Raw genomic sequence first — 25,076 nt, 5'->3', positions numbered from 1 at the left:
ATAATTTCATTAAGTTGCCACAATTATATCTTAACTTTCTTTGTAAGCGCGAGAAAATCTTTAGATAGATAAAATATCTAACATCATTCAGCAAAAAGAAATAATTTACGCTATACCTTAAGTGAGTAATTGGAGGAATAAATACTATGGCATTATTTTCATGGTTTCTTAGAAGGACAAAAGTTAGCTCCACCAAAAATAGTAAAGCGTTAATAGAGAAAGAACTGACAGTATTTAACAACAACACCATGTGGCCGATAGCTAAAGTAAGAATCAACACTGTATTACAGCAGGAATACGCAAGTTCGGCAGCACATTTTAAAAAAGCAACTAAGTTCAATGCACTAAAGGAATCTAAGATTAATGTACTTAAAGAACACATTAGCTGACATCAAGTTAACTAATGAAACGAAAAAATAATCATATAGCCAATAAGTATAATGTTTAAGTTGGCTATATTTCAAGTTGCTAAGTTCTAAGTTGCTAAGTTGCTAAGTGTTAGTTAATCAAATTGCTTAGCCCTTAATATACTTTCCACCTTGGCATAATCCCCTTAATGAGCTAAATCTCGTTTCAGATTAAAATGATAATTTGGCATTAAAAAAAGCTTGGGTGCTAACTCAATAATATTTAAATATATTTCTGGAAAATACAATTCAAAATACTCCAGTTTTGTACGTGAGGCTAAGGGTTTAAACGCTTGCGTCTTACGCTGTTTATTACAAGAAGCTGTGGTAAACAGTCCTATTTCGTTTTGATATGTTACTGGTGTGGCTAACGTCCAGCCTTGCTGATACTTCGACAATATTGGTGTTGAGTGTTTAATTAAATTTCGCCATGGTACCTGAGACAGTATGCTTGCTCGCAACTTTTCACGCTCACCTTGATAATAATCAGGTAAAACAACCAAATTATGCGCAAAGGGGTTTTGCTGAACTTGCTGACACTTTTGATGTTGTTTTGGTAGCGGATATTCATCAACAAAACCAATAAAATGACTAAGCTCATGAATTAAAACATCAAGATTATCATCTTGATCTATATACATAATACCATGATCAACATTAGCACCACCTTGCTCAACAATAACACCAATATAACGAGTATTAATGTCATCACGTGTGATCCAAACACTTGTATTACAGCTTATATTTTCGCTAACGCTATGTAAGCAATTAATGGCTTCGGCAGGAATATATTTAGGTGTTCGCAAACAAATATATTTTGCCAACTTTTGATGCTCAAAAGCTGACATTAACTGTTGGCCATGGCGTAAACCTTTTAAGTTTGTTGCAAACAGTTGCACATCTACCGAGCAAGCTGAATTATTTTTTATATTTTTTTCTAGATTGTACTCGTGTTTTTCTTCACTCTTCTTTTGCTCTTCGCTTTCACTAAACACAGAAAACTGTTCAAGCTCATTGTAAAAGCCAATATTATCACCTTGCGCTAGCCTGTTTTTATGCTCTGCAATAAAGGCTAGATCACCTTGATATAAGGCTATTTTATATAGCATGGCTAGTGCAGTGTCATTGACCGCAATAGACAATAATAATGGCTTAATTTCAGCATATTTTTGATGCTTAAAATAAATATTTGCCAAGGCTATTCGCGCCAAAAGGTGCTGCTGACGTATCGCTACTCGATACCATAGTTCAGCTAATCTTATTTGCTTACTACGACGATAATATTCAGCTAATTGATAAGCCGTATTGGCGTTGAAATCGCCATGAAGTTTTGCTAAGTGTAGCCATGCCTTATTATTACCTTTTGCTAAGAGCTGAACTAATCGTTCATCTGTAGTAATAAATGGGTCTAAGGTTTCTAGTATAGATAATTGTTGACGAGTGATCTCGGCATTAGCAATTTTTTCGCGATAATCAGTGATAAAAAAAAATAAGCTTAGTGATGTAAAAACGACTAGGCTTATTAAAATTTTTTTAATTATCATTAAATTTTGTCTGTAATATAGATTAAGGTTCTCTACTTTCTAGTGCTGTTTCGCGCATTAAGTCTAATTCAAGTTTGGCATACCTGTGCTCAACAAATTCATATACGTTGGTACTGAGCGCTAGTTTAAAAAAGTTAATCGCCGCATTAGCATCACCTTGCAGTTGACTGTACTTACCTAAATAGAAATAGGCTTCACATAAGCGTTCTGCCAGTGCTTCATTTGAATTAACATCTTCCGCCATCCGATCAATAAAAGTACCTTGGCTCATTTCGCCTAAGTAAAGTTTAATAACATTTTTTGCCCAAACCCTATCACCTACCTGTAGTGCATAAACGACTAAGTCTTGATTGGCTTTTTTCTGATCTAATTCTACGTCCGCCAAGTATTGCCACAACAGGCGATAAGGATCATTCTGCTGGTATTGTCTAAATACCTTAAAGTCATCTGCAGCTAAATTTGGCCGGCCACCATAATAAAGCGCAATACCACGATTTAAATAAGCGTATTCATGATCAGGAGCCAATTCTATCGCGGAATCAAAGGCATCATATGCCTGATTAAATTCTCGTAACTGAGTAAAGTGAATACCTAAGAAATTGTAGGCGTCTGACATATCAGGCTTTAGATTAATCGCTTGGTTAAAGTCAAAGCGAGCTAAAGCACGTAAACCCACTTTGTCGTATTCAACCCCGCGCTGATAAAATAATTCTGCTCGTTGGCCATCGCTGATTTCAGCGCGTTGTAATACTTGTGTTAATCGTGCCAGCGCTATTTCATTTTTATAACTAATGGCAATGGGTTCAGCAATGATCAAGTCGCCAATAACAGAGGGCTCGGGGGTTGTTGATAAGCAACCTTGAGTGAGCAATAAACCTGAAATAAGTAACACTTTGGAAAATAAAGCTTGAGAAAGTAGAGTTTTAGAAAGTAAGCGCACGTAAAGCAGTATCCTAGTGAGTATTTATACTATTGAGTATATAAAAAAGGGAGCAATTAAGCTCCCTTTTTGTGTACAAGATCTCAGGTGATTTTTACAAACACACCTGATACACTTGATTTATAACAAAATAATTATTCTGCTGCGTCAGTTGTAGGCGCTGCAACAGGTTTTTCCATTGCTTCTTTCATGCTTAAACGTACGCGACCTTGACGGTCAACTTCTAATACTTTAACTGTTACGTCTTGACCTTCTGTCAATACGTCGCTAACAGCGTTAACACGTTCTTCAGAAATTTGAGAAATATGTACTAAACCGTCTTTACCTGGCAATACGTTAACAAACGCACCAAAATCAACGATACGTACAACTTTACCCGTATAAACAGTACCCACTTCAATTTCAGCAGTTAATGCAGTAATACGTGCAATAGCATCTTTCGCTTGCTCGCCATCAGTCGCCGCGATTCTAACGGTACCATCATCTTCAATTTCAATGGTCGTGCCTGTTTCTTCAGTTAACTGACGAATAGTTGCGCCACCTTTACCGATAATGTCACGAATTTTATCTTGAGGAACTTTCATGGTATGAATACGTGGAGCAAATTGAGAGATATCATCACGATGTCCGCCAATAGCTTCATCCATAACAGCTAAGATGTGATTACGAGCCGCTTTTGCTTGATTTAAAGCAAGTTGCATGATTTCTTGCGTGATACCTTCAATTTTAATGTCCATTTGAAGTGCAGTAATACCACCGGTAGTACCCGCTACTTTAAAGTCCATATCGCCTAAGTGATCTTCATCACCTAAAATGTCAGAAAGTACAACAAAGTCATCGCCTTCTTTAACTAGGCCCATAGCAATACCAGCAACTGAAGCTTTGATTGGTACACCTGCATCCATAAGTGCTAATGAAGTACCACAAACAGAAGCCATTGAAGACGAACCGTTTGACTCAGTAATTTCAGACACTACACGAACTGAATAAGGGAATTCTTCCGCAGAAGGCATAACAGCCAACATACCGCGTTTTGCAAGACGACCATGGCCGATTTCACGACGCTTAGGAGAACCAACAAAACCTGTTTCACCAACACAGTATGGAGGGAAGTTATAATGTAGCATGAAGCTATCAGTTTTCTCACCCATAATAGTGTCAAGACGTTGTGCATCACGTTGTGTACCTAAAGTAGCAACAACTAAAGCCTGAGTTTCACCACGAGTAAATACAGCAGAGCCATGAGTACGTGGTAATACACCAGTCATTACGTCTAGTGCCCGGATCATTTCAGGATCACGACCGTCGATACGAGGCATGCCTTTTGTAATACGACCACGAACGACTGTTTTCTCTAAGTCGTGGAATAAATCTTTGGCTTCTTGCACATCAAGCGCAGGATCGGCAGCTAATAATGTTTCAATAACACCATTGCGAATTTCTTTAATTTTTTCGTAACGAACTGCTTTTTCCGTGATTTGATATGCTTCGTTTACCTGGCTTTCAGAAAGCTCTGTAATTTTAGCGATAACATCAGCGTTCTTGACTGGTGCAACCCAATCCCATTTAGGATTGTTAACTTCTGCAGCCATTTCTTTAATAGCAGTAATAGCTGTTTGCATTTGCTCATGACCAAACATAACAGCGCCAAGCATAACTTCTTCAGAAAGCACGTCAGCTTCTGACTCAACCATTAATACAGCAGAGTCTGTACCAGAAACAACTAAGTTCAACTGAGAAGCTTCTAATTCAGATTGTAATGGGTTAAGAATATATTTTCCGTCAGTATAACCAACGCGCGCTGCACCAACAGGACCGCTAAAAGGCATGCCTGAAATAGCTAATGCCGCAGAGGTACCCAATAAAGCAATAATATCTGGAGAAATTTCTGGGTTAGCCGAAACTACAGTGATAACGACTTGAACTTCGTTAGTAAACCCTTCAGGGAATAGTGGGCGAATTGGACGATCGATTAAACGACAGATTAATGTTTCTTCTTCTGAAGGACGGCCTTCACGTTTAAAGAAACCACCTGGGATTTTACCAGCAGCGTAAGTACGCTCTTGATAGTTAACCGTTAATGGGAAAAAGTCTTGTCCTGGTTTTGCTTCTTTTTTACCAACAACAGAGACTAATACTGAGGTATCGTCCATGCTAGCCATAACGGCACAAGTGGCTTGACGAGCAATAACGCCCGTTTCTAGAGTTACGGTATGTTGACCGAACTCAAATGTTTTAGTAACTGGATTAAACATTTAGTTAGTTCCTTAGATATTTTTGATTTTAATCAATCTGTACAATTATTTATTCACTTAGTTAATCATTAAATATTAAGGCGTTACCGATAAGTTACGCACTAAGCTGAACAAAAAATTATACAGTTTGATTGATTATTTTTTTACAAATACGAAATTTGCAGGCACATTATACTTAACACCTATGTTTTTACTAGCCTGAAAGCATAAATGATGGGTTTAAAAGAGCAAAACCTGAAGATTTTTGTCTACATTAGATATTTTGACAATTTGCATGCATGTTATATCGGCTCAACTTTAAGATGCAGATTTGGATACGTTAAGCAGGAATAAGTTACTGGTATGGCTTGAAGACAACACTAACGATGGTGATGGTGGAGCGCAACATTATGCCAGAACAGAGCATAGTTTTGCTCGGTAACTGCCTCCAGTGTTATTCTAATAACTCACCTATAGGTAAGAGTGGTGTCTAAAATCACCATACAGGCAACAGCCCTTCATCGACTTACCAGTAAGAGACTAAGTTGGCCTTAATTAACCTGTAAAAATCTTATCACTGCCGACACTGTTGCTTGGGGATCTTCCTCATGTGGTACATGACCTAATTTATCAAAAATAATCAATTGACTGTTAGGAATTTCTTGCGAAAATTGCACGCCAAATTTCTCCGGTATTAGCTGATCTTTTTTACCCCAGAGTACAAGTGTAGGCTGCTTTATTGTTCGAATTTTTTTTGCCATCGGCCCAGGTAATGTTTGCTCAAAACGTGCTTTTAAAGCGCTACGGTTACCCTCACGAAGAGATAGTTGATAGTATCGCTCAACTAATTCATTGCTGACCAAGTCAGGATTTCCATAAACATTTTTAACACTGCGTGCTACCAAGGATTTTGGTAAAACATTTTTTAATAAGAGACTTGTGACTGGATTTTTTGACAATTTAAAAGCAAGTGGCATGGATTTAGACTCATAAGGATACCCACTCGCATCAACTAAAATCAATTTTGATACTCTATCGGGGTGCAATACAGCTGTCGCCCAAGCAATATAACCACCTAACGAGTTACCTGCTAAGACACTTTCATTGATTTGCAATTTATCTAACACGGCAATAACTACTTCAGCGTAATGTTCAATTTTATAGTTGTTTTGCGGATCGGGGCCTGTCAAACCAAAAGCGGGTAAATCAAAACGAATAACTCTACGTTGCTCTTTTAAGACCTCAACCCAACCGTCCCATGTATGCAATGAGGCACTCGTGCCATGGATTAACACAATAGGCTCTTTATCAGATATTGGTCCCTCATCTCTGAGGTGAATGTTCATACCGGCAATATTTAAAAATTTTGAGGGTTCAGGTGCCCAACGTTCACTAAGTTCTGCAACAGATCTGTCAGGGGCTTTATTTGCATAGAGGTAAATGGCAAAGGAAACTATTGCTATTAGCAATAGGTACAAACTACGCTTTAAAATTATCAACGTTTTTGACACCTTATTTTTTCACTATATTAATGATTGCAGCTATTTATATCAGATAACCTTATACCCTCTTTATTAATTTTGTTGTTACTCAAAAAAATCATTACGATGGCTATGACTAAAATTCAAAGTAAATTCAACATTTATTAAGGTTAGATTTATCTGAAAAATGCATATTCTCTTTATCTAACTTTTAATTTTAACGCTAAGAATACCTTATACTTTTCAGTTTATTAGATTATATCCATAAGCGACATAGGTATTATACTTTTGCATAAATCCGAGCTGTCATGGCGATAAAGTACAAGCAACTCCTTTTATCTATCAGGATTAAATTTAGATTTTATGCACGATAACAGTTAAGTAGCTACATTATGATGCTAATCGCTGTAAAAAAAACCTAGACACAGTTCCATATCTCTCAAACTTAGGTCAGTAAACTCAAGGGATAAAAAAAGGAGCTATTAGGCTCCTTTTTATGATTTTTGCTTATTTTATAATAAAGCTCGTCTTAACGACGTAGACCTAATTTACCAATTAAAGCAGTATAACGTTCAACGTTTTTGCCTTTTAAGTAATCAAGTAATTTACGACGTTGGCTTACCATGCGTAATAAACCACGACGTGAATGGTGATCATGGATGTGCTCTTTAAAGTGACCTTGTAAGTGGTTGATTTGTATAGTTAACAAAGCAACTTGTACTTCTGGAGAACCAGTATCACCTTCAGCTTGTGCGTATTCTGCAACGATAGCAGCTTTTTCAACAGCATTTAAAGACATAATATTTACCTTAATTTTAGTGTTTAAAATCGCGTCGAGCCGAACACTAAATCAGCAAGACGTTCCAAGAGCGCGTATTCTATCAATAACTGCTGTAATTGCAACCTAAACCTATAGTCTAAAGTTATCCAACAACAGTGATACGTTTAGGATTAACTAAACCATCATCATCAATTTCTCCAACGCCAATAAACTCACCCGTATCAACATCATCGCCAATGAATACTTGTACTAGACCGGTTGCTGGCGCATTTGAGCACTGTACAGGGTTACCGTGGCGTAAAAAGTTTGCTGACATATCATCAACGAAAACTGCAGGAATACCATCACAAGCGGTTGTCATCGGTAATAATAAGTCATCTAAATACACCGATGGCGGAACATCTTCAGCGACGGCTTGTGCTAACAGGGTTTCTAATGTTTTGATTGTCACCATTTTTTCTGTCGGGTAATTACCCACAGCACTGCGACGTAAATGAGCAACATGAGCACCACAGCCCAAAAGCTCGCCTAAATCGTCAATAATAGTGCGAATGTAAGTACCTTTAGAAACATGAATATCTAAATCAACTTCATCACCTTCAAAGCGTAATAAGTCCAAGCGAAATACCGTAATGTCACGTGATTCTCTAGGTACTTCAATACCTTCACGGGCATATTTATATAAAGGTTGCCCTTGATACTTTAACGCTGAATACATCGATGGGATCTGTTGAGTTGTACCGCGAAATGAGTTTAATGCTATGGCTAATTGCTCAGCACTGACATCTACAGACTTTTCGCTAACAATCTCACCATCCGCGTCACTAGTGGTAGTACGCACACCTAATTTAGCGGTAACTTGGTAAGTTTTATCGGTATCAAGTAAGAACTGAGAGAACTTAGTTCCTTCGCCCAAACATATCGGTAACATACCAGTGGCTAATGGGTCTAAAGCGCCGGTATGACCTGCTTTTTGCGCGAAATAAATGTGTTTAACTCGCTGTAGCGCATTGTTAGACGACATATCATAGGGTTTATCAAGTAATAAAACGCCGTTAATAGCACGGCCTTTTCTTTTCTTCGCCATGGTTATTCGCTCTCTGGGGCTGGGGCTTCGTCTATTTCACCTTCGTGATTCTTCACGTCTTCAGCAACCGCTTTATCAACTAGGTTACCCATGCGAACACCTTCAACCATAGAGCTATCATAAATAAATCGTAGCTCTGGCATAATGCGGGCATTAATGCGTTTAGCTAACAAAGTACGAATGTAACTTGCCGCTTCATTTAATACCTCGATTGAAACATCAACATTTTGACCTTCCAAAGTGAAGAAGGTAACAAATATTTTTGCATAGGCTAAATCACGGGTAATTTCTACCGCATTTACCGTCACCATGCCTAAACGTGGATCCTTTACTTCGCGTTGAATAATCATCGCGATTTCTTTTTGAATTTCTTGTGCAACTCGATCAGTACGAGCAAATTCTCTGGCCATAAATAATTCCTACAACATAATGAGATAATATTGATGACAGTATACCTGTATCAATATTAAGTATTACTTATATTTTGTAAATGAAAATGGAGGCTAAGCCCCCATTTTAACTAAACCATGAAAACTAAACGCAATTAAAGTGTGCGTTTAATCTCAACCGTTTCAAATACTTCGATTTGGTCACCAACACGAACATCGTTATAGTTCTTAACACCGATACCACATTCAGTGGAGTTACGAACTTCTGCTACATCATCTTTAAAGCGACGTAAAGATTCTAACTCACCTTCGTAAATAACTATGTTTTCACGCAATACACGAATCGGTGCTGAACGTTTGATAATACCTTCAGTAACCATACAACCAGCAATTGCGCCAATTTTTGGTGACTTAAATACATCACGTACTTGTGCTAAACCGATGATCTCTTGCTTAAACTCAGGAGCAAGCATACCGCTCATTGCTGCTTTAACTTCGTCGATTAAGGCGTAGATAACACTGTAGTAACGTAAGTCAATTTTATCAATTTCAATGACTTTACGTGCTGCTGCATCGGCACGAACATTAAAACCAATCACAATAGCGTTAGAAGCCGAAGCTAAGGTTGCATCTGTTTCAGTAATAGCACCAACGCCACTACCAATAATGCGTACTTTAACTTCATCAGTAGAAAGCTTAGTCAATGAATCTGAAATGGCTTCAAGTGAACCTTGAACATCAGATTTAAGTACTACATTAACTTCAGACACTTCGCCAGTAGCCATACTTGCAAACATATTTTCAAGTTTGGCTTTCTGTTGACGCGCAAGTTTCACATCACGGAACTTGCCTTGACGGAATAAGGCAACTTCACGCGCTTTCTTCTCATCTTTAACAACGGTTGCTTCATCACCTGAAATTGGAACACCACTTAGGCCAATAATTTCTACTGGAATTGATGGACCAGCAGATTGAATAGCGTTGCCATTTTCATCACGCATAGCACGAACACGACCGTATTCTAAACCACAAAGTACGATATCACCTTGGTTCAATGTACCTTCTTGAACAAGTACTGTAGCCACTGGACCACGGCCTTTATCAAGTTTAGACTCAACAACAACACCATTAGCCATTTTATCAACAACAGCAGTAAGTTCTAGAACCTCTGACTGTACTAATATAGCGTCAAGTAATTCGTCAATACCTAAACCCGTTTTGGCTGATACATGACAGAACTGAACGTCACCGCCCCACTCTTCAGAAAGTACGCCGTGTTGTGATAACTCACTCTTAACACGGTCAGTATCTACACCTTCTTTATCCATTTTATTGACAGCGATGATAATTGGCGCGTCAGATGCTTTAGCATGCTGAATAGCTTCAATTGTTTGTGGCATTACACCATCATCTGCGGCAACAACAATAATAATAATATCTGTTGCTTTAGCACCACGTGAACGCATGGCTGTAAAGGCCGCATGACCAGGAGTATCAAGGAATGTAATCATTCCGTGCCCTGTTTCTACATGGTAAGCACCGATATGCTGGGTAATACCACCTGCTTCGTCATCAGCTACTTTAGCTTTACGAATGTAATCAAGTAATGATGTTTTACCGTGGTCAACGTGACCCATAATAGTCACAACGGGTGCACGTGTAATAGCTTCACCGGTATGATCGCGATCTGAAAGTACCGCTTCTTCTAAGGCATTTTCTTTTACTAGCACAACTTCACGACCCATTTCTTCAGCAACTAATGCTGCAGTTTCTTGGTCAATCACTTGGTTAATGGTTGCCATGGCACCCATTTTAAACATGGCTTTAACGACTTCAGCGCCTTTAACCGACATTTTGTTCGCTAACTCTGCCACCGAAATTGTTTCGCCAATGCGAACTTCGTTCAGCTTAATTTCAACTGGCTTAGTGAAACCATGCTTCAAGCTTTGAGGTGAAGATAAACCTGACTTACCTTTACCTCTAGCATTACGACCACGGTTATTTCTGTCTTGGCCAGCAGGTTTTTTCTTCTTGCGGCGACGACCACTTTCATCTGCCGAATCACTTTTATCTTCAGCTTCTTGCGCGTATTTAGAAGAAGTTAAATGTACCACTTCTTTCTCTTTCGCTTTACGCTCTGCTTCTTGCTCTTTCCAGCGTGATTCGTTTTCTTCAGCAAGTTTACGTGCTACTTCTGCAGATAAACGGGCTTCTTCTTCAACTTTAGCGGCTAATTCAGCATCTTGCTGTAGGCGTAATTTTTTCGCTTCTTCAGTTTCAGCTACCACTGGTGCTGGTTTAGCAGCCGACTCTTCAATGTTTTTTGCTTTCACTACAGCAGCTTGCTTAGCTTTTGCGTCTGCTTCAACTTTTGCTTCGGCTTTAGCTTCTGCCTGCACTTCTGCTTTTACTGCGGCTACTGCAAGCGCGTTTACTACTTCTTTAGCATCAGCTTCTGCTTTGGTTTTCAAATCGATTTCTGCTTGAATATGTGCTTCTTCTGCAGCTTTCGAATCAACTTCAGCTTGTTGTTGCTCTTCTAAATCGCTGCGTTTTACGTAGGTACGCTTTTTACGTACTTCTACTTGAACTGACTTAGCTTTGCTACCGTGACCTAATACCAAAGTAGATTTTTGCTTACGGCTAAGGGTCATTTTGCTTGGGCTAGCGGTTGAGTCATCACCATGTTGCTTTTTCAAGTGGTCAAGTAATGATTCTTTTTCTTCTTGCGAAACAGAATCGGTTGCCGATTTATTCACGCCAGAGTCAGCCAATTGGCTAACTAAGCGATCCACCGGTGTACCGATCTCTTTGGCAAGTTGTTCTACTGTTACGTTTGCCATCTATATAATTCTCCCGGTGAGTTATTCTTCGTTAAACCAACAAATATTACGTGCAGCCATAATTAGCTCGCCCGCTTTGGTTTCATCTAATTCATCAATGTCTGATATTTCATCAACACCTTGTTCAGCAAGATGTTCTAATGTTGTAATACCACGACTCGCTAATACAAACGCTAAATGACGTTCTAAACCGGCAAGATTTAATAAATCTTCGGCTGGCTCTGAACCTTCAAGTGTTTCTTCACTGGCTAATGCTTGCGTAGTAATTGCCGCTTTTGCACGTTCGCGCAATTCTTCAACCATGTCTTCATCCATGCCGTCAATATCAAGCATTTCAGCAACAGGTACGTAAGCAATTTCTTCTAACGATGTGAAGCCTTCTTCTACTAACATCAAGGCAAAGTCTTCATCAAGATCTAGCTTGTCAATAAATAGCGTTAATACTTTATCGTTTTCAGCTTGGTGTTTTTCGTTCATGTCTGCAACGGTCATGACGTTTAGTTCCCAGCCTGTTAATTGGCTAGCTAAACGTATATTTTGACCACTTCGACCAATCGCCATGGCTAAGTTGCCTTCTTCAACAGCGATATCCATGGTATTTTTATCTTCGTCAACAATGATAGAGGCAACTTCTGCCGGTGCCATTGCATTGATAACATATTGTGCCGGATTGTCATCATATAAAACGATATCAACACGTTCACCGCCTAACTCACTTGAAACGGCTTGTACGCGTGAACCACGCATACCAACACAAGCACCAACAGGGTCGATGCGTTTGTCGTTACTTTTTACAGAAATTTTTGCACGAGAACCTGGGTCGCGAGCTGCGCCTTTGATCTCAAGCATTTCCTCACCAATTTCTGGTACTTCAACACGGAAAAGTTCAATTAACATTTCAGGTTTTGTACGGCTAACAAATAATTGCGCACCACGTGCTTCTGGTTTAATTTCATAAAGTAAACCACGAACACGATCGCCTGGACGGAAGCTTTCACGCGGTAACATATCATCGCGGTAAATAATCGCTTCTGCATTATTTCCTAAGTCTAAAATAACACTGTCACGGCTGGCTTTTTTCACCACACCTGTGATAATTTCGCCAATTTGTTCTTGGTAAGCATCAACAATAAGACCACGCTCTGCTTCACGTATTTTTTGTACAATAACTTGTTTTGCCGTTTGCGTTGTGACACGGTCAAACTTCACAGATTCGATTTGATCTTCAACATAATCACCAACGTTTAATTCTGGCTCATCATATTGTGCGGCTGCCAAACTAATTTCAGCATACGGATTTTCCATTGGTGTATCGCTTTCTTCAACGATTAACCAACGACGAAAAGTATCAAATTCACCCGTTGTACGGTCTATACTGACACGAACTAAAATGTCGCCTTCGTATTTCTTTTTTGTCGCTGTTTCTAAAGCGGTTTCCATCGCTTCAAAAATGCTTTCTCGTGGTAGTGCCTTTTCATTAGAAACAGCATCTACAACCAGTAATATTTCTTTACTCATGCTAGTTAGCCTTTCTCAGTATTTTAAATTTATTTACGATGGTTATAAATAAGGTGAGCCTTATCTATGTTACTGATAACAAGTTCATATTCTTCATTATCAACCATTACAATTAAACTGTCGTTTTCAACAGTAACTAATTTACCTTTGAATTTCCGACGGCCATTCAATGGCATTGAAATTTTTACTTCTACTGTTTCATCAACAACCGCTTCGAAGTGCGCTTTCTCAAAAAGCGGGCGATCAAGCCCGGGTGATGAAACTTCTAAGCTATATTCACTACTGATTGGGTCTTCTACGTCTAGCATAGCCCCTACTTGACGACTTACTTCAGCACAGTCATCAACATCGATACCATTTTCATGGTCGATAAATATTCGTAAAACCGAGTGGTTACCCGCGCTATGAAATTCAACGCCTAATAACTCCTTACCCGTTTCTTCAACGGCAGGACGTAACATTGCGGTTAGTTTGTGTTCAAATTTAGCCAATCATTTTCTCCAATTTGGAAGAGTCCAGAAACAAAAAAAGGGCATAAAGCCCAGCGATATACCTTGCTGCTATTGCACCTTTTTACATAGTTAAGATACAAAAAAGCCCCATTACGCGGGGCTTATTCACTGAACCCACGATGTAAACCAAGCAATAACTCTCTTGGTTCTGTATAACAATATCTTAGAAATTTACCTAATTGCGATAAAAATCTATTCAGTGAAATATTGCTACATTCAAGCTGCGCGTATTATATAGAATAGCTATTTTTATAGCAAGTTAATTTTCTTAAACACGATAAGGCCGAAGTAGTAAGCTAACCGCACTCTAGCGAAAAAATTTACTACAAACTTTACCGACATGAGTATAATAATTATTGTGGTATAATCAGACAGTTAGTAAATTACCTAAATTCATGTTAAAAATCATTTCCAACACTTAACTTGTTATCATTACAGCGGCACGTACCGGCATTCTGGAATTATATGTATAGATATTCTCAATTACTTTTAAGAAATTTTCTCTTTGCTTTAATCTTGATTGCTAGTACGGCACTTGCCTGTACTTTGCTATTAGCATTTCAAATCTCTGAGCAACAAACTCAACACCAGCAGACATTACTCACTTTAGACCAAGAGATAATACTTGGTGACAGTGCAACGTTTGCCAAGCAAATATCAAGGTTTAACCATTACCAATTTATTAATATTGCTAATAATGAGGGTACCATCATTATTAATCAGCAACAAAAACCTATGCAATTTTCTGACTTGATACTGGCGCCTATTAGCCAAGTGAAATTGCCTAATTCAGCTCTAACGATACGTTATCAATTAGGTGCCAATGATAAGGTAGTATTTTTACGTCAGGCGGTATTATCGATGTTTGTATTAAGTGTTTTATTCATTTTTATTGCAACGTCATTTAACCTTGCACAGTATCGTCGATTAACTCAGAATATTTGTTATCAAATAAAGCAAGACCTTAGCGTTATCATTTCCGGTCAAGATGAAGAATTTAAAGATAATAAAATTGATTTACCTGAAATTCAGCAATATTTAACTGAACTTAAAGCACTGCTTGCTGAAAAAAATAGCGTAACAGTCTTATTAGAAAAAGATGCTTACATCGAGCCAGTCACTAAATTAGAAAATCGAAATCGTTTTATTCAATTTTTTGAAGATGCTGATAGCCGTTCCGATTTTGGGGTTTTATCGATTACTCGTTGCTCTGAATTACAAACTATTAATCAAGTGCACGGTTATCATCAAGGTGATAATTATATCCGTAAGGTGGCTGACATAATGAAAAATGCCATCAGTCAATATAGAGGTGCGCAAGTTTTTCGATTAAATAGTTCTGACTTTGCGACATTAATCCCCAATGTTAGCTTAAAAAGTGCAGAAACATTTGCGGCAGACCTAACGGCAAGTTTTAATGACTATCAACATGCGTCAGATTTAGACTCTATTGGCTATACAGGTTTGGTTTATTTTAATGATAACAAGCCGTTAAGTGAACTTTTAGCGTTAGCCGATACCGGTATTAGTGTCGCCCAAACCAAAAGTGTTAATGCTTGGTATGCCCAAGCTGACAGTAGCATTTTATACAACATGAGCGCGAGTTATGGCAATCAACATTGGCGGCAAGAAATTGATAGTGTTATTGAAAACCAAAGAGTTAATTTACTTGTCCAGTCGATTAAACCCAGCAGCCCTAACAAACGGGTCTACTCAGAAGTTTTAGCTCGCTTTTTAAATAGTAATGACGATATTCTTCCCACAACTTCTTTCTTCGCTATGGCTGAAAAACTCGACAAAATTGCTGCTGTTGACCAAATGATTATAGAAACTGTAATAAAAGAAATTGCTGAAAAAAATATGCAAAATCATTTCTTTGGTATTAATATTAGCGCTCGTTCGATAAACGACAGGCATTTTGTTATTTGGCTAGAAAGACGGCTTTTGCGCGATACCGCCATCGCCTCAAAACTGGTGTTTGAAATTACTGAAAGTGGTTTACAACAAAATATAAAAACCAGCAAGAAATTTATTGATATGATCCACCGGGTTGGTGCCAAAATTACCGTTGAGCGTTTTGGTATTGGCTTAACTTCATTCAAATTTTTTAGAGATTTAAAGCCTGACTTTATTAAAATGGATAGCACGTACACTCAAGATATTGACGAAGACAAAAATAATCAATATTTTATGCGTTTGATGGTAGATTTAGCACACAGATTAAGTGTGAGTGTACTGGCAGAAAGCGTTGAAACCCAAGAAGAAAAATTTATGCTTGACAAACTCCTTGTTGATGGATGTCAGGGTTTCTACATTGGTAAGCCTAGGGCTATTTCTTTGGTGTAGTGGATTAAGCAACCTTAACTAAAGCCACTAAAATACTGTGGCCTTTTATTTTTTATCCGATTTTAAAAGCCATTCACTTGTTGCTTCATTGCTTAACTTTACTCGCGTTTTTTCACCATAAGTAATTAATGACAGATTAAATGAATACCCTTACGGTTCGTATGTTGTTTATTGCCTGATAAACACGGATAATGGTGTCAATTTCCACAGTAATATATTGATCAAATGACTGATTATCTCTTGCTACTTGTTGGCACAGTATTAGTAAATAACTTTGTCTTGGTTAAATTTCTAGGCTTATGCCCATTTATGGGTGTATCGTCTCGAACTGAAACTGCCATAGGTATGTCGTTTGCGACAACATTTGTTATGACGCTAGCTTCGTTACTGAGCTACATCGTCAATAGTTATATTCTAGCGCCCTTAGGTTTAGAATATTTAACCACAATGACCTTTATTTTAGTGATTGCTGTTGTCGTACAATTTACTGAAATGGTTGTGCATAAAACCAGTGCAAACTTATATCGCTTGTTAGGTATTTTTCTGCCACTTATCACCACTAACTGCGCGGTACTTGGTGTTGCGCTATTAAATCTTTATGAGCAACATAACTTTTTCGAATCTATAATTTATGGTTTTGGCGCCGCTGTCGGCTTTTCTTTAGTATTAATCATGTTTTCAGCTATGCGAGAAAAACTGGCTAATGCCGATGTACCAGCGCCATTTAAAGGTTCAGCTATTGCCATGATCACGGCAGGTTTAATGTCATTAGCATTTATGGGCTTCACAGGATTGGTTAAGTTTTAATGAGTACAATCATCGCAATATTAGTACTGGGTATTCTTGCCGCCTTATTTGGTGCCTTGTTAGGTTTCGCTTCAGTGCGGTTTAAAGTACAAGGTGATCCACTGGCTGAACAGTTAGATGCACTGCTGCCACAAACACAATGTGGCCAATGTGGTTACCCTGGTTGCAAACCTTATGCAGAAGCCGTTGCTAATGGCGAAGCTATAAACAAATGTGCGCCAGGTGGTGAAGACACCATTAAAAAAATTGCTGAGTTAATGGGTGTGGAAGTTCAGCCTTTAGATGAAAATCATGAAGCAGATAACTCACCTAAAGTCGCTTTTATTATTGAAGAAGACTGTATTGGCTGTACCAAGTGCATTCAAGCCTGTCCAGTTGATGCCATTATAGGCACAACCAAGCAAATGCATACGATCATTACTGATGAGTGCACCGGTTGCGATTTATGTGTTGCACCGTGCCCAGTAGATTGTATAGAGATGATCTCAGTTGCCACAACAACACAAAACTGGCAATGGGATTTAGATAGTATACCTGTAGTAAAAATAGATTAAGACGAGGTTTGGGTGGAATCGGTAATTGAACGTATAAAACGAGGAAGTTTTTCGCAATTTCATGGCGGCATACATCCACCTGAGCAAAAATTTCTCACCTGCTCCAAACCCATTGCCAGTGCTCAAATTCCTGAACAATTGATTATCCCTATTCGTCAACATATTGGCCAGGCAGGTAACGTAATTGTCAAAGTCGGTGACAAGGTGCTTAAAGGACAAATATTAAGTGATTGTGACAGTCCAATGTCGGTGCCGATTCACGCCCCTACTAGTGGTACAATCACGGCAATTAAATCAATGGCAATCCCTCACCCTTCTGGATTGAGTGAAGCTTGCATTATATTGACACCTGATGATGAAGACACTTGGAAACAGCGTCATATTTGTCCTGATTTTCACTTGTTAAGCAAAACACAAATATTAGAGAAAATAGCCAATGCCGGTATTTCTGGTATGGGCGGCGCAGGCTTTCCAACACAAGTTAAAGTAAGCACCTTAACTAAAATAAATTATCTAATTATTAATGCTGCTGAGTGTGAGCCCTATATCACTGCTGATGATTTATTGCTCCAAGAGCATAGCCCAACTATTCTAGATGGCATTAAAATTCTTGACCATTTATTAACACCAAAAAACATTCTTATCGGTATCGAAGAAAATAAAGCTAAGGCCATTGCAGCCTTAAAAAAAGCCACGGCAGATATTGACCATATCGACATTTGTGTCATTCCAACAAAATACCCAAGTGGTGGTGAAAAACAACTGATACAAATATTAACCGGTCAAGAAGTCCCTAGTGGTGTTTTACCTAGCTCGTTGGGTATAGTAATGCAGAATGTTGCCACCTGCTTTGCTATTGCTGACGCCGTAATCAATGACACACCACTGATCAAACGCGTTGTTACCGTTAGCGGCCAAGCGTTAGAGAAACCACAAAATATCTGGGCACTTATTGGTACTCCCGTTGGCTTTTTAACGAGTCAATGTGGCTACAACAATAGCCAAAATAGGCATTTAATCATGGGTGGCCCTATGATGGGCTTTAGTTTACCACATGATCAAATTCCGGTGATTAAAACCACCAACTGTATCTTAGCGCCGAGTGAAATTGAAATAGCCTCCCCCTTTTCGTCAACTAGTAGTAAAGAGGTTGAGTGTATTCGCTGTGGTCAATGTGCCGATGTATGCCCTGCACAATTACTACCACAAGAATTACAATGGAGTGCGAAAGCAAAAGATCAAGCACAACTTGAAAAACTTAATCTATTTGACTGTATTGAATGTGGCGCTTGTGCCTACGTTTGCCCAAGCCAAATCCCATTAGTGCATTATTATCGTGTTGCCAAAGCTGAAATACGTCAACAAAAATTACTCGATATCAAAGCCGAAAAAGCTAAAGTGAGATTTGAAGCACGTAAGCAAAGACTTGAACGCGAAAAAGTTGCCCGAGTAGAGAAACATAAAAAAGCGGCCGAGGCTCGCAAAGCCAGAATGAATACAGGTACAAGCGCAGCAAAATCAGAAAAATCTGCAGTAGCAGACGCACTTGCTCGCGTAAAAGCAAAAAAAGCTCAAGCCAGCATCAAGCAAAATACGGCTGAGATTTCTATTACCAGTACTCTCGAGATGACTGCTGAATCAGTTGCACCAGCTGACGATAGTAAAAGCCAAGTGGCCAATGCTATTGCAAGAGCAAAAGCGAAAAAAATAGTACAGAAAAACCAAGCACAAATAGAGTCGTTAGATACGTTGCAAAACAACGAATCGCCAAGCTCATCGCAAGCAGCGCCTGTTGTCATTGATAAAAAGGCTAAGCTTGACCTAGCTATTACAAAAAAAACAGCAAATGAAAATACACCTCAAGCAGAAACAATATCAGACAGCGCTAATGCTCAAGTTGACGCAACAACAAAAGTAGTTTCTCCTGAGGTAGTTAACTTAGCATCAGTTTCAGATGAAAAAGCCACTCAAGCACTAAATAAAAAAGCGAAAGTGGCCGCTGCAATTGCGAAGGCAAAGGCTAAGGCAAAAACTAAAACAACAGCAAGTTTAGCGGCTGAAACAGCGTTTGACAGTTCCCAGCTATCAACAACTTCCCCTAACATTGATGTAATGCAAGATAGTAATACAGCAGCACAAGTTAAAAATGTTGCAGAAGCTATAGCCAAAAAGACACCAAGCGGGCCACAAATGGTCAGTAACATTGATACTGCAGATCGAGATCAAAAAACTAAAATTGCAGCGGCTGCGGAAAAAGCAAAAGCCAAAGAGTTGCCACTAAAGTCTCAACAAATATCCAACTCAACATCAAGCTCCATTAAAAGTGAGCAAGATAGTATGCGGGCAACACAAGCGGATATTGCGGCAATTAAAAAAGCGCACGTAGCGGCAGTAGTTGCTAAAGCAAAGGCGAAAAAACTAGCCGCTTCATCCAACAAATTAACAACTTCAGAGTAATTAAGCACCATGGCCTTTTGGATAGCAAGTTCACCGCACAATCATCAACAAAATGAAACATCAAGCCTAATGAGGCTGGTGATTTATGCCACCATTCCAGGTATATTTGCGCAATGGTACTTCTTTGGCTGGGGTAACTTAATTCATATTTTTTTAGCAGTAGCCGCCGCAATTATCGCTGAATTTACCGTACTATCGTTAAGAAATAAAAAAATAAAGCCCCAGTTATTTGATGGTAGCGCCATATTAACCGCTGTTTTACTGGGTATAAGTTTACCTGCCTTAGCCCCTTGGTGGATATCAGTTATTGGTAGCGTTTTTGCGATTGCACTGGTTAAACAACTCTATGGTGGTTTAGGACATAACCCTTTCAATCCAGCGATGGCGGCCTATGTGATGCTGCTCATTTCATTTCCACTGCAAATGACCCAGTGGCAACCACCACTCTCATTACTGGCCATGGATATACAATTAACTGACACGCTTGCCGTTATTTTTTCTGGCTATACGCCACAAGGTTACTCAGTTGAACAAATTCGTACGCACATTGATGGTTTTACCATGGCGACTCCGCTAGATACGCTTAAAACTAATATGACTTTAGGGTTAACGGTAGTTGAGAGTATGCAAGCCCCAACCATAGGTAAACATTTTGGCCTTGGTTGGGAATGGATTAATGCCGGTTTTCTACTTGGCGGCTTATTTTTATTGAGTAAAAAAGCGATTCCTTGGAGCACACCAGTAAGTTTTCTATTAAGTTTATTTGTTTGTAGTTTCATTGCCTTTATGATTAGTCCTGATAGCAATGCCTCAACTATGTTTCACTGGTTTACTGGCGCTACTATGCTAGGGGCATTTTTCATCCTGACCGACCCTGTTTCTGGTGCAACTAGCGTTAAAGGTCGACTCATCTTTGGCGCGCTGGCTGGCTTATTAGTTTTTTTGATCAGAAAGTTTGGCGGCTATCCTGATGCTGTCGCCTTTGCGGTTTTACTGTGTAATATGGCTGCACCTTTAATTGATCAATATACCCGACCTCGCACTTATGGCCACGACTTAGGAGTGAAAAAATAATGTCTGAGTTAACGCCTGCAATAAGTAAAAACTCAAAAATATTAGCTTTATTCGCAGTAGCCTGTACGGCGACCGTTGCTTTAGTGCAGCTACTGACAGAAGATCGTATTGAATTTCAGTCTCAACAACAATTAATTCAACAATTAAATCAAGTTATTCAGAAAGATAGTCATGATAATGAAATGTTCCGTGACTGTATTATAGCGCCTACTGGCAACGACACAGAGTTGTTAATCGATGTAATTTACCGTGCAAGATTAAATAACATGCCAACAGCTGCTGCCATAAAAACAGTGGCACCCGATGGCTACAGTGGCAATATCGAATTGTTAATTGCGCTGAACATTGATGGCAGTGTTAGTGGTGTCAGAACATTACTACATAAAGAAACACCCGGTTTAGGTGATAAAATAGAACTCAGAAAAAGTGACTGGATAACAACATTTGCTGGAAAAAAAGTCTTAGATAAAAACGATAATCGCTGGGCGGTTAAAAAAGACGGTGGTATGTTTGACCAGTTTACCGGAGCTACCATTACCCCTAGAGCTGTAGTAAAAACAGTTAGAAAAACCATTGACTACTTTCAAGCTAATCAAAAAGTCATTTTTAATGCCGCAAGTAACTGTGGAGTGGAACAATGAAAATAAATCCAGAATATAAAGAATTAGCTTGGCAAGGTTTATGGAAAAACAACCCAGGCATGGTACAGTTGCTTGGCCTTTGTCCCTTATTGGCGGTAACCTCAACGGTTGTTAACGCCTTAGGTTTAGGCATTGCAACCATGTTTGTTCTGATTTGTTCAAACGCCACCGTCTCAGCCATCAGACAATGGGTTCCCAAAGAAATCCGTATTCCAATTTTTGTGCTTATTATTGCCACTTTTGTTACTTGTGTGCAGTTGCTGATGAACGCATTTACCTACGATTTATACCAGTCGTTGGGCATTTTTCTGCCGCTCATCGTCACCAACTGCGCTATTATTGGTCGGGCAGAAGCCTACGCCTCTAAGAACCCTATTAAGCAATCTAGTTTTGATGGCTTAATGATGGGGCTTGGTTTCTTAGCCGTATTAGTTGTTTTAGGGGCAATACGTGAAGTTTTAGGTCAAGGCACATTATTTGATGGTGCAAACCTGCTTTTAGGGCAATGGGCAACAGGATTTAGAGTAGAAATTTACCAACTTGATAGCCAGTTTTTATTGATGATATTACCGCCGGGTGCATTTATTGCCATGGGCTTTTTAATCGCAGGTAAAAATGTTATTGATCATAAAATAGCACAAGCAAAACCTAAAAAATTAGAGCAAGCTATTGAACGTGTTCGTGTAAATTTTGAAAATTAACTAAGCACACTTAAATAAGCATACTTAAATGAAAACAATAAAAAATATCTCTGATGAATAAAGAAACACGATTAGCCATGTTAACTCGGTTGCGAGACAACGACCCAAGTCCAACCACAGAGCTTAATTTCTCAAGTGCTTTTGAGTTATTAATTGCGGTGTTATTATCTGCTCAAGCTACTGATGTCAGTGTCAACAAAGCCACTGACAAACTATATCCTGTCGCTAATACACCACAAGCACTGCTTGATCTTGGTCTTGATGGCTTGAAGTTTTACATCAAAACCATTGGTTTATTTAACACCAAAGCAGTAAATACCCTTAAAACCTGTCAAATGATAATCGATTTACATGGTGGTGAAGTACCTGAAAATAGAGCGGCCCTTGAAGCCCTACCTGGCGTTGGTAGAAAAACCGCTAATGTTGTACTCAACACAGGGTTTGGCTGGCTAAAAGATAATGAAGGTAAATACTTTATTGCCGTTGATACCCATATCCAACGTGTCGCTAACCGCACTGGCTACGCCAAAGGCAAGACAGTAGAAGAAACAGAAAAAAACATCATCAAATACACACCAAGAAAAACAGAATTTTTCTTTAATTTACATCATTGGCTAATTCTTCATGGCCGCTACACCTGCATAGCTCGCAAACCAAAATGCGGTTCATGTACTATTGAAGACTTATGCGACTTTAAAGGTAAGACTGAAGACTAAAAGTTTACTTAACGTATTTAAGACCAGTGCAACTGCAATATTAGCCATTGAACTTAAGCTTTTATCATTAATGCCAGCAGCCAAAGCAGATAAAAACCACGTTGTTAATCCTGCCATGTCTATTCAACACTTGGCTCATAACTTAGCGGTCTTTACTGACAAACTAAACCCATCAGACTGCCTATGTGTTCATGACAATCACTTAGCAGTCTGATTTAATTATCTGTAATTTTTGTTTCATAAAATCGATAAACATGCGGTTTTTATTTGGCATATATTTACTTTGCACATACTGCAAACAAATGTCACCGTGATAACTACATTGTAACTGCCAGTCTTTCAATAGCGGGATCAGCCTTCCCGCCTCAAGCCCTTTCTGCGCAGTGTAATCGGGTAAAGAGCCAATACCAAAACCTTGTTCAATCGCATCTCGACGCATTTCACTGTGGTTAAGTAAATATGAGCCCGTAACTTCTACAGTGGTTTTATGATTTTCATTACTAAATCGCCATCGGTTGTCGGTCATATTTTCGCCTAAGCAAATGCAAGGTAAATCTTTTAAATCATCGGGGTGTTTTGGCAGAGCATGCTTTGCTAAAAAATCAGGACTGGCACATAGCACCTGTTCAACGCGGCCAATATTAACATTTACCAAAGCTTCAATAGGATAGTCATTAATATGAATCAAAAAATCGACACCGTCGTGGATCGGATCTAAAATACGGTCGGTTACTTTTAAATGTAACTGAATGTCTGGATAAAATTTTAAAAACTCAACAAAAAGTGGCCGTAATACCTGATTGGCCAGTGATTTTGGTGCCGCCACCCTCAATAACCCACTCACCGTCGATGTTACAGAACGACTGGCATTAACCGCTTTTTCTGCCGACTCAACCATCTGTTTACAGTAATCAAAAGTTATTTGCCCTGACTCAGTTAACGCCAGTTGTCGTGTCGTACGCTGCAATAATTTGATACCTAATGCATCTTCTAATCTGCTTATTTTACGGCTCACTGCCGAGGGTGTTACGCCAAGTTTTTTTGCTGCTTTACTAAAATTCCCCTGTTCAACCACAGTGACCAAAATAGCCATATCTGACAATAAAGGCATGAGTTTATTTGTGTCCATTGAGCACAAGTCCTTATACAAATATGTGTATTGTTTTAAATATCTCATAGATTAACATACATCCGCAGTCATGAGTCGGCTGCTGTGAGCATATGTTAAATGATGAGAGGTAAATATGGAGTTGTTAATAAGTACGTATATGGCTGAAATTATCGCGGTGAGCACCATCGCTATTTTTATGGCTATCTTACCTGGGGCTGACTTTGTGTTAGTGACCCGCACGAGTATCTACAATGGTCGTTTGGCCGGTTTATATATGAGTTTGGGTATGTGTTTATCTGTTTGTATTCATGCCAGCTATTCAATTGCAGGCTTAGCCGTGATAATTGCAAATTCAGCCTGGTTATTTTCTACAATCAAATATTTAGGCGCAGCTTATCTTATCTATATTGCTTGGCAGTTGTTAACAACACCCGAGCCTTTACATAATGACGAAAAAAATCAAACAGCAGATATTTCACCCTTTATCGCGCTGCGTCTAGGCTTTACTTGCAACATATTAAACCCTAAAACTTCTATCTTTTTCTTAAGTATTTTTACCCAAGTAGTATCGGTAGATACCCCATTAATAATACAAATAAGCTATGGTTTGATCATTATGTTGGCACATTTCATCTGGTACAGCGGTGTTGCTTTACTGTTATCACACCCAAGTATATTGCCTCGCTTTAATCGCCAAAAACAAAAAATTGATAAAATAGCAGGGGTTATCTTGATGCTCATTGCTATAAAGCTCACCCTAATGAGTGCTATTTAAGACAGAGCTACAATTAGCGATCTCAAGACATAGCTAATTGTAAGCCTTCAGACTGAGTTTTTATCAAGATATGGTCAATAAAAAATTCAGGTTTCACTGTTATTTTCACGTGATACTTATTGTTATACAAAGACTAATAGTGCCGAGGCAGATATTCA

Annotated in this window: 21 protein-coding genes; 10 read left to right on the top strand and 11 right to left on the bottom strand. The window is 38.9% G+C overall.

The features are described 5' to 3' along the window. The first annotated feature begins 146 nt into the window (after window positions 1–146). The gene (locus H4J46_RS15965) at window positions 147–389 is read left to right on the top strand and encodes a hypothetical protein (protein ID WP_182234585.1); all 243 of its coding nucleotides are present in this window, start codon (window positions 147–149) and stop codon (window positions 387–389) included. Window positions 390–553: 164 nt separating this feature from the next. Here H4J46_RS15965 and H4J46_RS15960 read toward each other — a convergent pair whose 3' ends face one another. The 10 genes from H4J46_RS15960 to rimP form a co-directional block, all read right to left on the bottom strand. Beyond that, window positions 554–1,951 carry a lipopolysaccharide assembly protein LapB gene (locus H4J46_RS15960; RefSeq protein ID WP_182234583.1) on the bottom strand — a complete coding sequence of 466 codons (1,398 nt, stop codon included), beginning with the start codon at window positions 1,949–1,951 and terminating at the stop codon, window positions 554–556. A 22-nt stretch (window positions 1,952–1,973) separates the two neighbouring features. Next, window positions 1,974–2,891 carry a lipoprotein NlpI gene (gene nlpI / locus H4J46_RS15955; RefSeq protein ID WP_310650256.1) on the bottom strand — a complete coding sequence of 306 codons (918 nt, stop codon included), beginning with the start codon at window positions 2,889–2,891 and terminating at the stop codon, window positions 1,974–1,976. Between the two features lie 134 nt (window positions 2,892–3,025). Beyond that, complete coding sequence (pnp, locus tag H4J46_RS15950; RefSeq protein ID WP_182188882.1) at window positions 3,026–5,146, bottom strand: polyribonucleotide nucleotidyltransferase; 2,121 nt, start codon at window positions 5,144–5,146, stop codon at window positions 3,026–3,028. Window positions 5,147–5,676: 530 nt separating this feature from the next. Continuing rightward, entirely contained in the window at window positions 5,677–6,624 is a 948-nt protein-coding gene (locus tag H4J46_RS15945) for an alpha/beta fold hydrolase (RefSeq protein ID WP_182234581.1), read from the bottom strand. A gap of 511 nt (window positions 6,625–7,135) precedes the next feature. Next, complete coding sequence (rpsO, locus tag H4J46_RS15940) at window positions 7,136–7,405, bottom strand: 30S ribosomal protein S15 (protein ID WP_182234579.1); 270 nt, start codon at window positions 7,403–7,405, stop codon at window positions 7,136–7,138. 124 nt (window positions 7,406–7,529) lie between these two features. After that, on the bottom strand, window positions 7,530–8,474 hold the full coding sequence (gene truB / locus H4J46_RS15935; RefSeq protein WP_182234577.1) for a tRNA pseudouridine(55) synthase TruB: 945 nt from the start codon (window positions 8,472–8,474) through the stop codon (window positions 7,530–7,532). A gap of 2 nt (window positions 8,475–8,476) precedes the next feature. Continuing rightward, complete coding sequence (gene rbfA, locus H4J46_RS15930; RefSeq protein ID WP_182185793.1) at window positions 8,477–8,884, bottom strand: 30S ribosome-binding factor RbfA; 408 nt, start codon at window positions 8,882–8,884, stop codon at window positions 8,477–8,479. 134 nt (window positions 8,885–9,018) lie between these two features. Beyond that, window positions 9,019–11,706, bottom strand: coding sequence for a translation initiation factor IF-2 (gene infB, locus H4J46_RS15925; RefSeq protein WP_182234575.1), 2,688 nt, complete (start codon window positions 11,704–11,706; stop codon window positions 9,019–9,021). 21 nt (window positions 11,707–11,727) lie between these two features. Beyond that, window positions 11,728–13,224, bottom strand: a complete 1,497-nt coding sequence (gene nusA / locus H4J46_RS15920; protein ID WP_182234573.1) for a transcription termination factor NusA — start codon at window positions 13,222–13,224, stop codon at window positions 11,728–11,730. Between the two features lie 29 nt (window positions 13,225–13,253). After that, window positions 13,254–13,715 (bottom strand): ribosome maturation factor RimP, encoded by a 462-nt coding sequence (rimP, locus tag H4J46_RS15915; RefSeq protein ID WP_182234571.1) that lies wholly within the window; start codon window positions 13,713–13,715, stop codon window positions 13,254–13,256. Between the two features lie 486 nt (window positions 13,716–14,201). On the opposite strand from rimP, the gene H4J46_RS15910 reads away from it, so the two are divergent. The 8 genes from H4J46_RS15910 (at window position 14,202) to nth (ending at window position 23,032) form a co-directional block, all read left to right on the top strand. Beyond that, complete coding sequence (locus tag H4J46_RS15910) at window positions 14,202–16,082, top strand: EAL domain-containing protein (protein ID WP_182234569.1); 1,881 nt, start codon at window positions 14,202–14,204, stop codon at window positions 16,080–16,082. Between the two features lie 225 nt (window positions 16,083–16,307). Beyond that, window positions 16,308–16,889 carry an electron transport complex subunit RsxA gene (gene rsxA, locus H4J46_RS15905; protein WP_081153075.1) on the top strand — a complete coding sequence of 194 codons (582 nt, stop codon included), beginning with the start codon at window positions 16,308–16,310 and terminating at the stop codon, window positions 16,887–16,889. After that, the gene (rsxB, locus tag H4J46_RS15900; RefSeq protein WP_182234567.1) at window positions 16,889–17,443 is read left to right on the top strand and encodes an electron transport complex subunit RsxB; all 555 of its coding nucleotides are present in this window, start codon (window positions 16,889–16,891) and stop codon (window positions 17,441–17,443) included. The genes rsxA and rsxB overlap by 1 nt, the downstream gene beginning before the upstream one ends. Window positions 17,444–17,455: 12 nt before the next feature. Next, complete coding sequence (gene rsxC, locus H4J46_RS15895; RefSeq protein WP_182234565.1) at window positions 17,456–19,900, top strand: electron transport complex subunit RsxC; 2,445 nt, start codon at window positions 17,456–17,458, stop codon at window positions 19,898–19,900. A 9-nt stretch (window positions 19,901–19,909) separates the two neighbouring features. Next, complete coding sequence (gene rsxD / locus H4J46_RS15890) at window positions 19,910–20,974, top strand: electron transport complex subunit RsxD (RefSeq protein ID WP_182234563.1); 1,065 nt, start codon at window positions 19,910–19,912, stop codon at window positions 20,972–20,974. Next, window positions 20,974–21,615, top strand: coding sequence for an electron transport complex subunit RsxG (gene rsxG, locus H4J46_RS15885; protein ID WP_182234561.1), 642 nt, complete (start codon window positions 20,974–20,976; stop codon window positions 21,613–21,615). The genes rsxD and rsxG overlap by 1 nt, the downstream gene beginning before the upstream one ends. Next, window positions 21,612–22,316 carry an electron transport complex subunit E gene (locus tag H4J46_RS15880; RefSeq protein ID WP_182234559.1) on the top strand — a complete coding sequence of 235 codons (705 nt, stop codon included), beginning with the start codon at window positions 21,612–21,614 and terminating at the stop codon, window positions 22,314–22,316. The genes rsxG and H4J46_RS15880 overlap by 4 nt, the downstream gene beginning before the upstream one ends. A gap of 53 nt (window positions 22,317–22,369) precedes the next feature. Further along, window positions 22,370–23,032, top strand: a complete 663-nt coding sequence (gene nth / locus H4J46_RS15875; RefSeq protein WP_182234557.1) for an endonuclease III — start codon at window positions 22,370–22,372, stop codon at window positions 23,030–23,032. 202 nt (window positions 23,033–23,234) lie between these two features. On the opposite strand, the gene H4J46_RS15870 is transcribed toward nth, so the two are convergent. Next, window positions 23,235–24,161 (bottom strand): LysR family transcriptional regulator, encoded by a 927-nt coding sequence (locus H4J46_RS15870; RefSeq protein ID WP_182234555.1) that lies wholly within the window; start codon window positions 24,159–24,161, stop codon window positions 23,235–23,237. Between the two features lie 139 nt (window positions 24,162–24,300). Here H4J46_RS15870 and H4J46_RS15865 point away from each other — a divergent pair, with 139 nt between their 5' ends. Beyond that, window positions 24,301–24,918 (top strand): LysE family translocator, encoded by a 618-nt coding sequence (locus H4J46_RS15865; protein ID WP_259365907.1) that lies wholly within the window; start codon window positions 24,301–24,303, stop codon window positions 24,916–24,918. Window positions 24,919–25,076: the final 158 nt, after the last annotated feature.

The sequence above is a fragment of the Colwellia sp. MB02u-6 genome, assembly GCF_014077095.1.
Lineage (GTDB): Bacteria > Pseudomonadota > Gammaproteobacteria > Enterobacterales > Alteromonadaceae > Cognaticolwellia.
Note: the sequence above shows the minus strand (reverse complement) of the source record. Positions and strands in the feature narration are given on the sequence as shown.

What these genes read in the sequence shown, in the direction of transcription:
- nusA (WP_182234573.1), bottom strand. Translation starts at nt 13,224, where the DNA reads ATGAGTAAAGAAATATTACTGGTTGTAGATGCTGTTTCTAATGAAAAG.
- H4J46_RS15880 (WP_182234559.1), top strand. Translation starts at nt 21,612, where the DNA reads ATGAAAATAAATCCAGAATATAAAGAATTAGCTTGGCAAGGTTTATGG.
- H4J46_RS15870 (WP_182234555.1), bottom strand. Translation starts at nt 24,161, where the DNA reads ATGGACACAAATAAACTCATGCCTTTATTGTCAGATATGGCTATTTTG.
- H4J46_RS15965 (WP_182234585.1), top strand. Translation starts at nt 147, where the DNA reads ATGGCATTATTTTCATGGTTTCTTAGAAGGACAAAAGTTAGCTCCACC.
- rsxD (WP_182234563.1), top strand. Translation starts at nt 19,910, where the DNA reads ATGGCCTTTTGGATAGCAAGTTCACCGCACAATCATCAACAAAATGAA.
- H4J46_RS15960 (WP_182234583.1), bottom strand. Translation starts at nt 1,951, where the DNA reads ATGATAATTAAAAAAATTTTAATAAGCCTAGTCGTTTTTACATCACTA.
- truB (WP_182234577.1), bottom strand. Translation starts at nt 8,474, where the DNA reads ATGGCGAAGAAAAGAAAAGGCCGTGCTATTAACGGCGTTTTATTACTT.
- rbfA (WP_182185793.1), bottom strand. Translation starts at nt 8,884, where the DNA reads ATGGCCAGAGAATTTGCTCGTACTGATCGAGTTGCACAAGAAATTCAA.
- infB (WP_182234575.1), bottom strand. Translation starts at nt 11,706, where the DNA reads ATGGCAAACGTAACAGTAGAACAACTTGCCAAAGAGATCGGTACACCG.
- rsxG (WP_182234561.1), top strand. Translation starts at nt 20,974, where the DNA reads ATGTCTGAGTTAACGCCTGCAATAAGTAAAAACTCAAAAATATTAGCT.
- rsxB (WP_182234567.1), top strand. Translation starts at nt 16,889, where the DNA reads ATGAGTACAATCATCGCAATATTAGTACTGGGTATTCTTGCCGCCTTA.
- pnp (WP_182188882.1), bottom strand. Translation starts at nt 5,146, where the DNA reads ATGTTTAATCCAGTTACTAAAACATTTGAGTTCGGTCAACATACCGTA.
- rsxA (WP_081153075.1), top strand. Translation starts at nt 16,308, where the DNA reads ATGACTGATTATCTCTTGCTACTTGTTGGCACAGTATTAGTAAATAAC.
- H4J46_RS15910 (WP_182234569.1), top strand. Translation starts at nt 14,202, where the DNA reads ATGTATAGATATTCTCAATTACTTTTAAGAAATTTTCTCTTTGCTTTA.
- nth (WP_182234557.1), top strand. Translation starts at nt 22,370, where the DNA reads ATGAATAAAGAAACACGATTAGCCATGTTAACTCGGTTGCGAGACAAC.
- H4J46_RS15865 (WP_259365907.1), top strand. Translation starts at nt 24,301, where the DNA reads ATGGCTGAAATTATCGCGGTGAGCACCATCGCTATTTTTATGGCTATC.
- rpsO (WP_182234579.1), bottom strand. Translation starts at nt 7,405, where the DNA reads ATGTCTTTAAATGCTGTTGAAAAAGCTGCTATCGTTGCAGAATACGCA.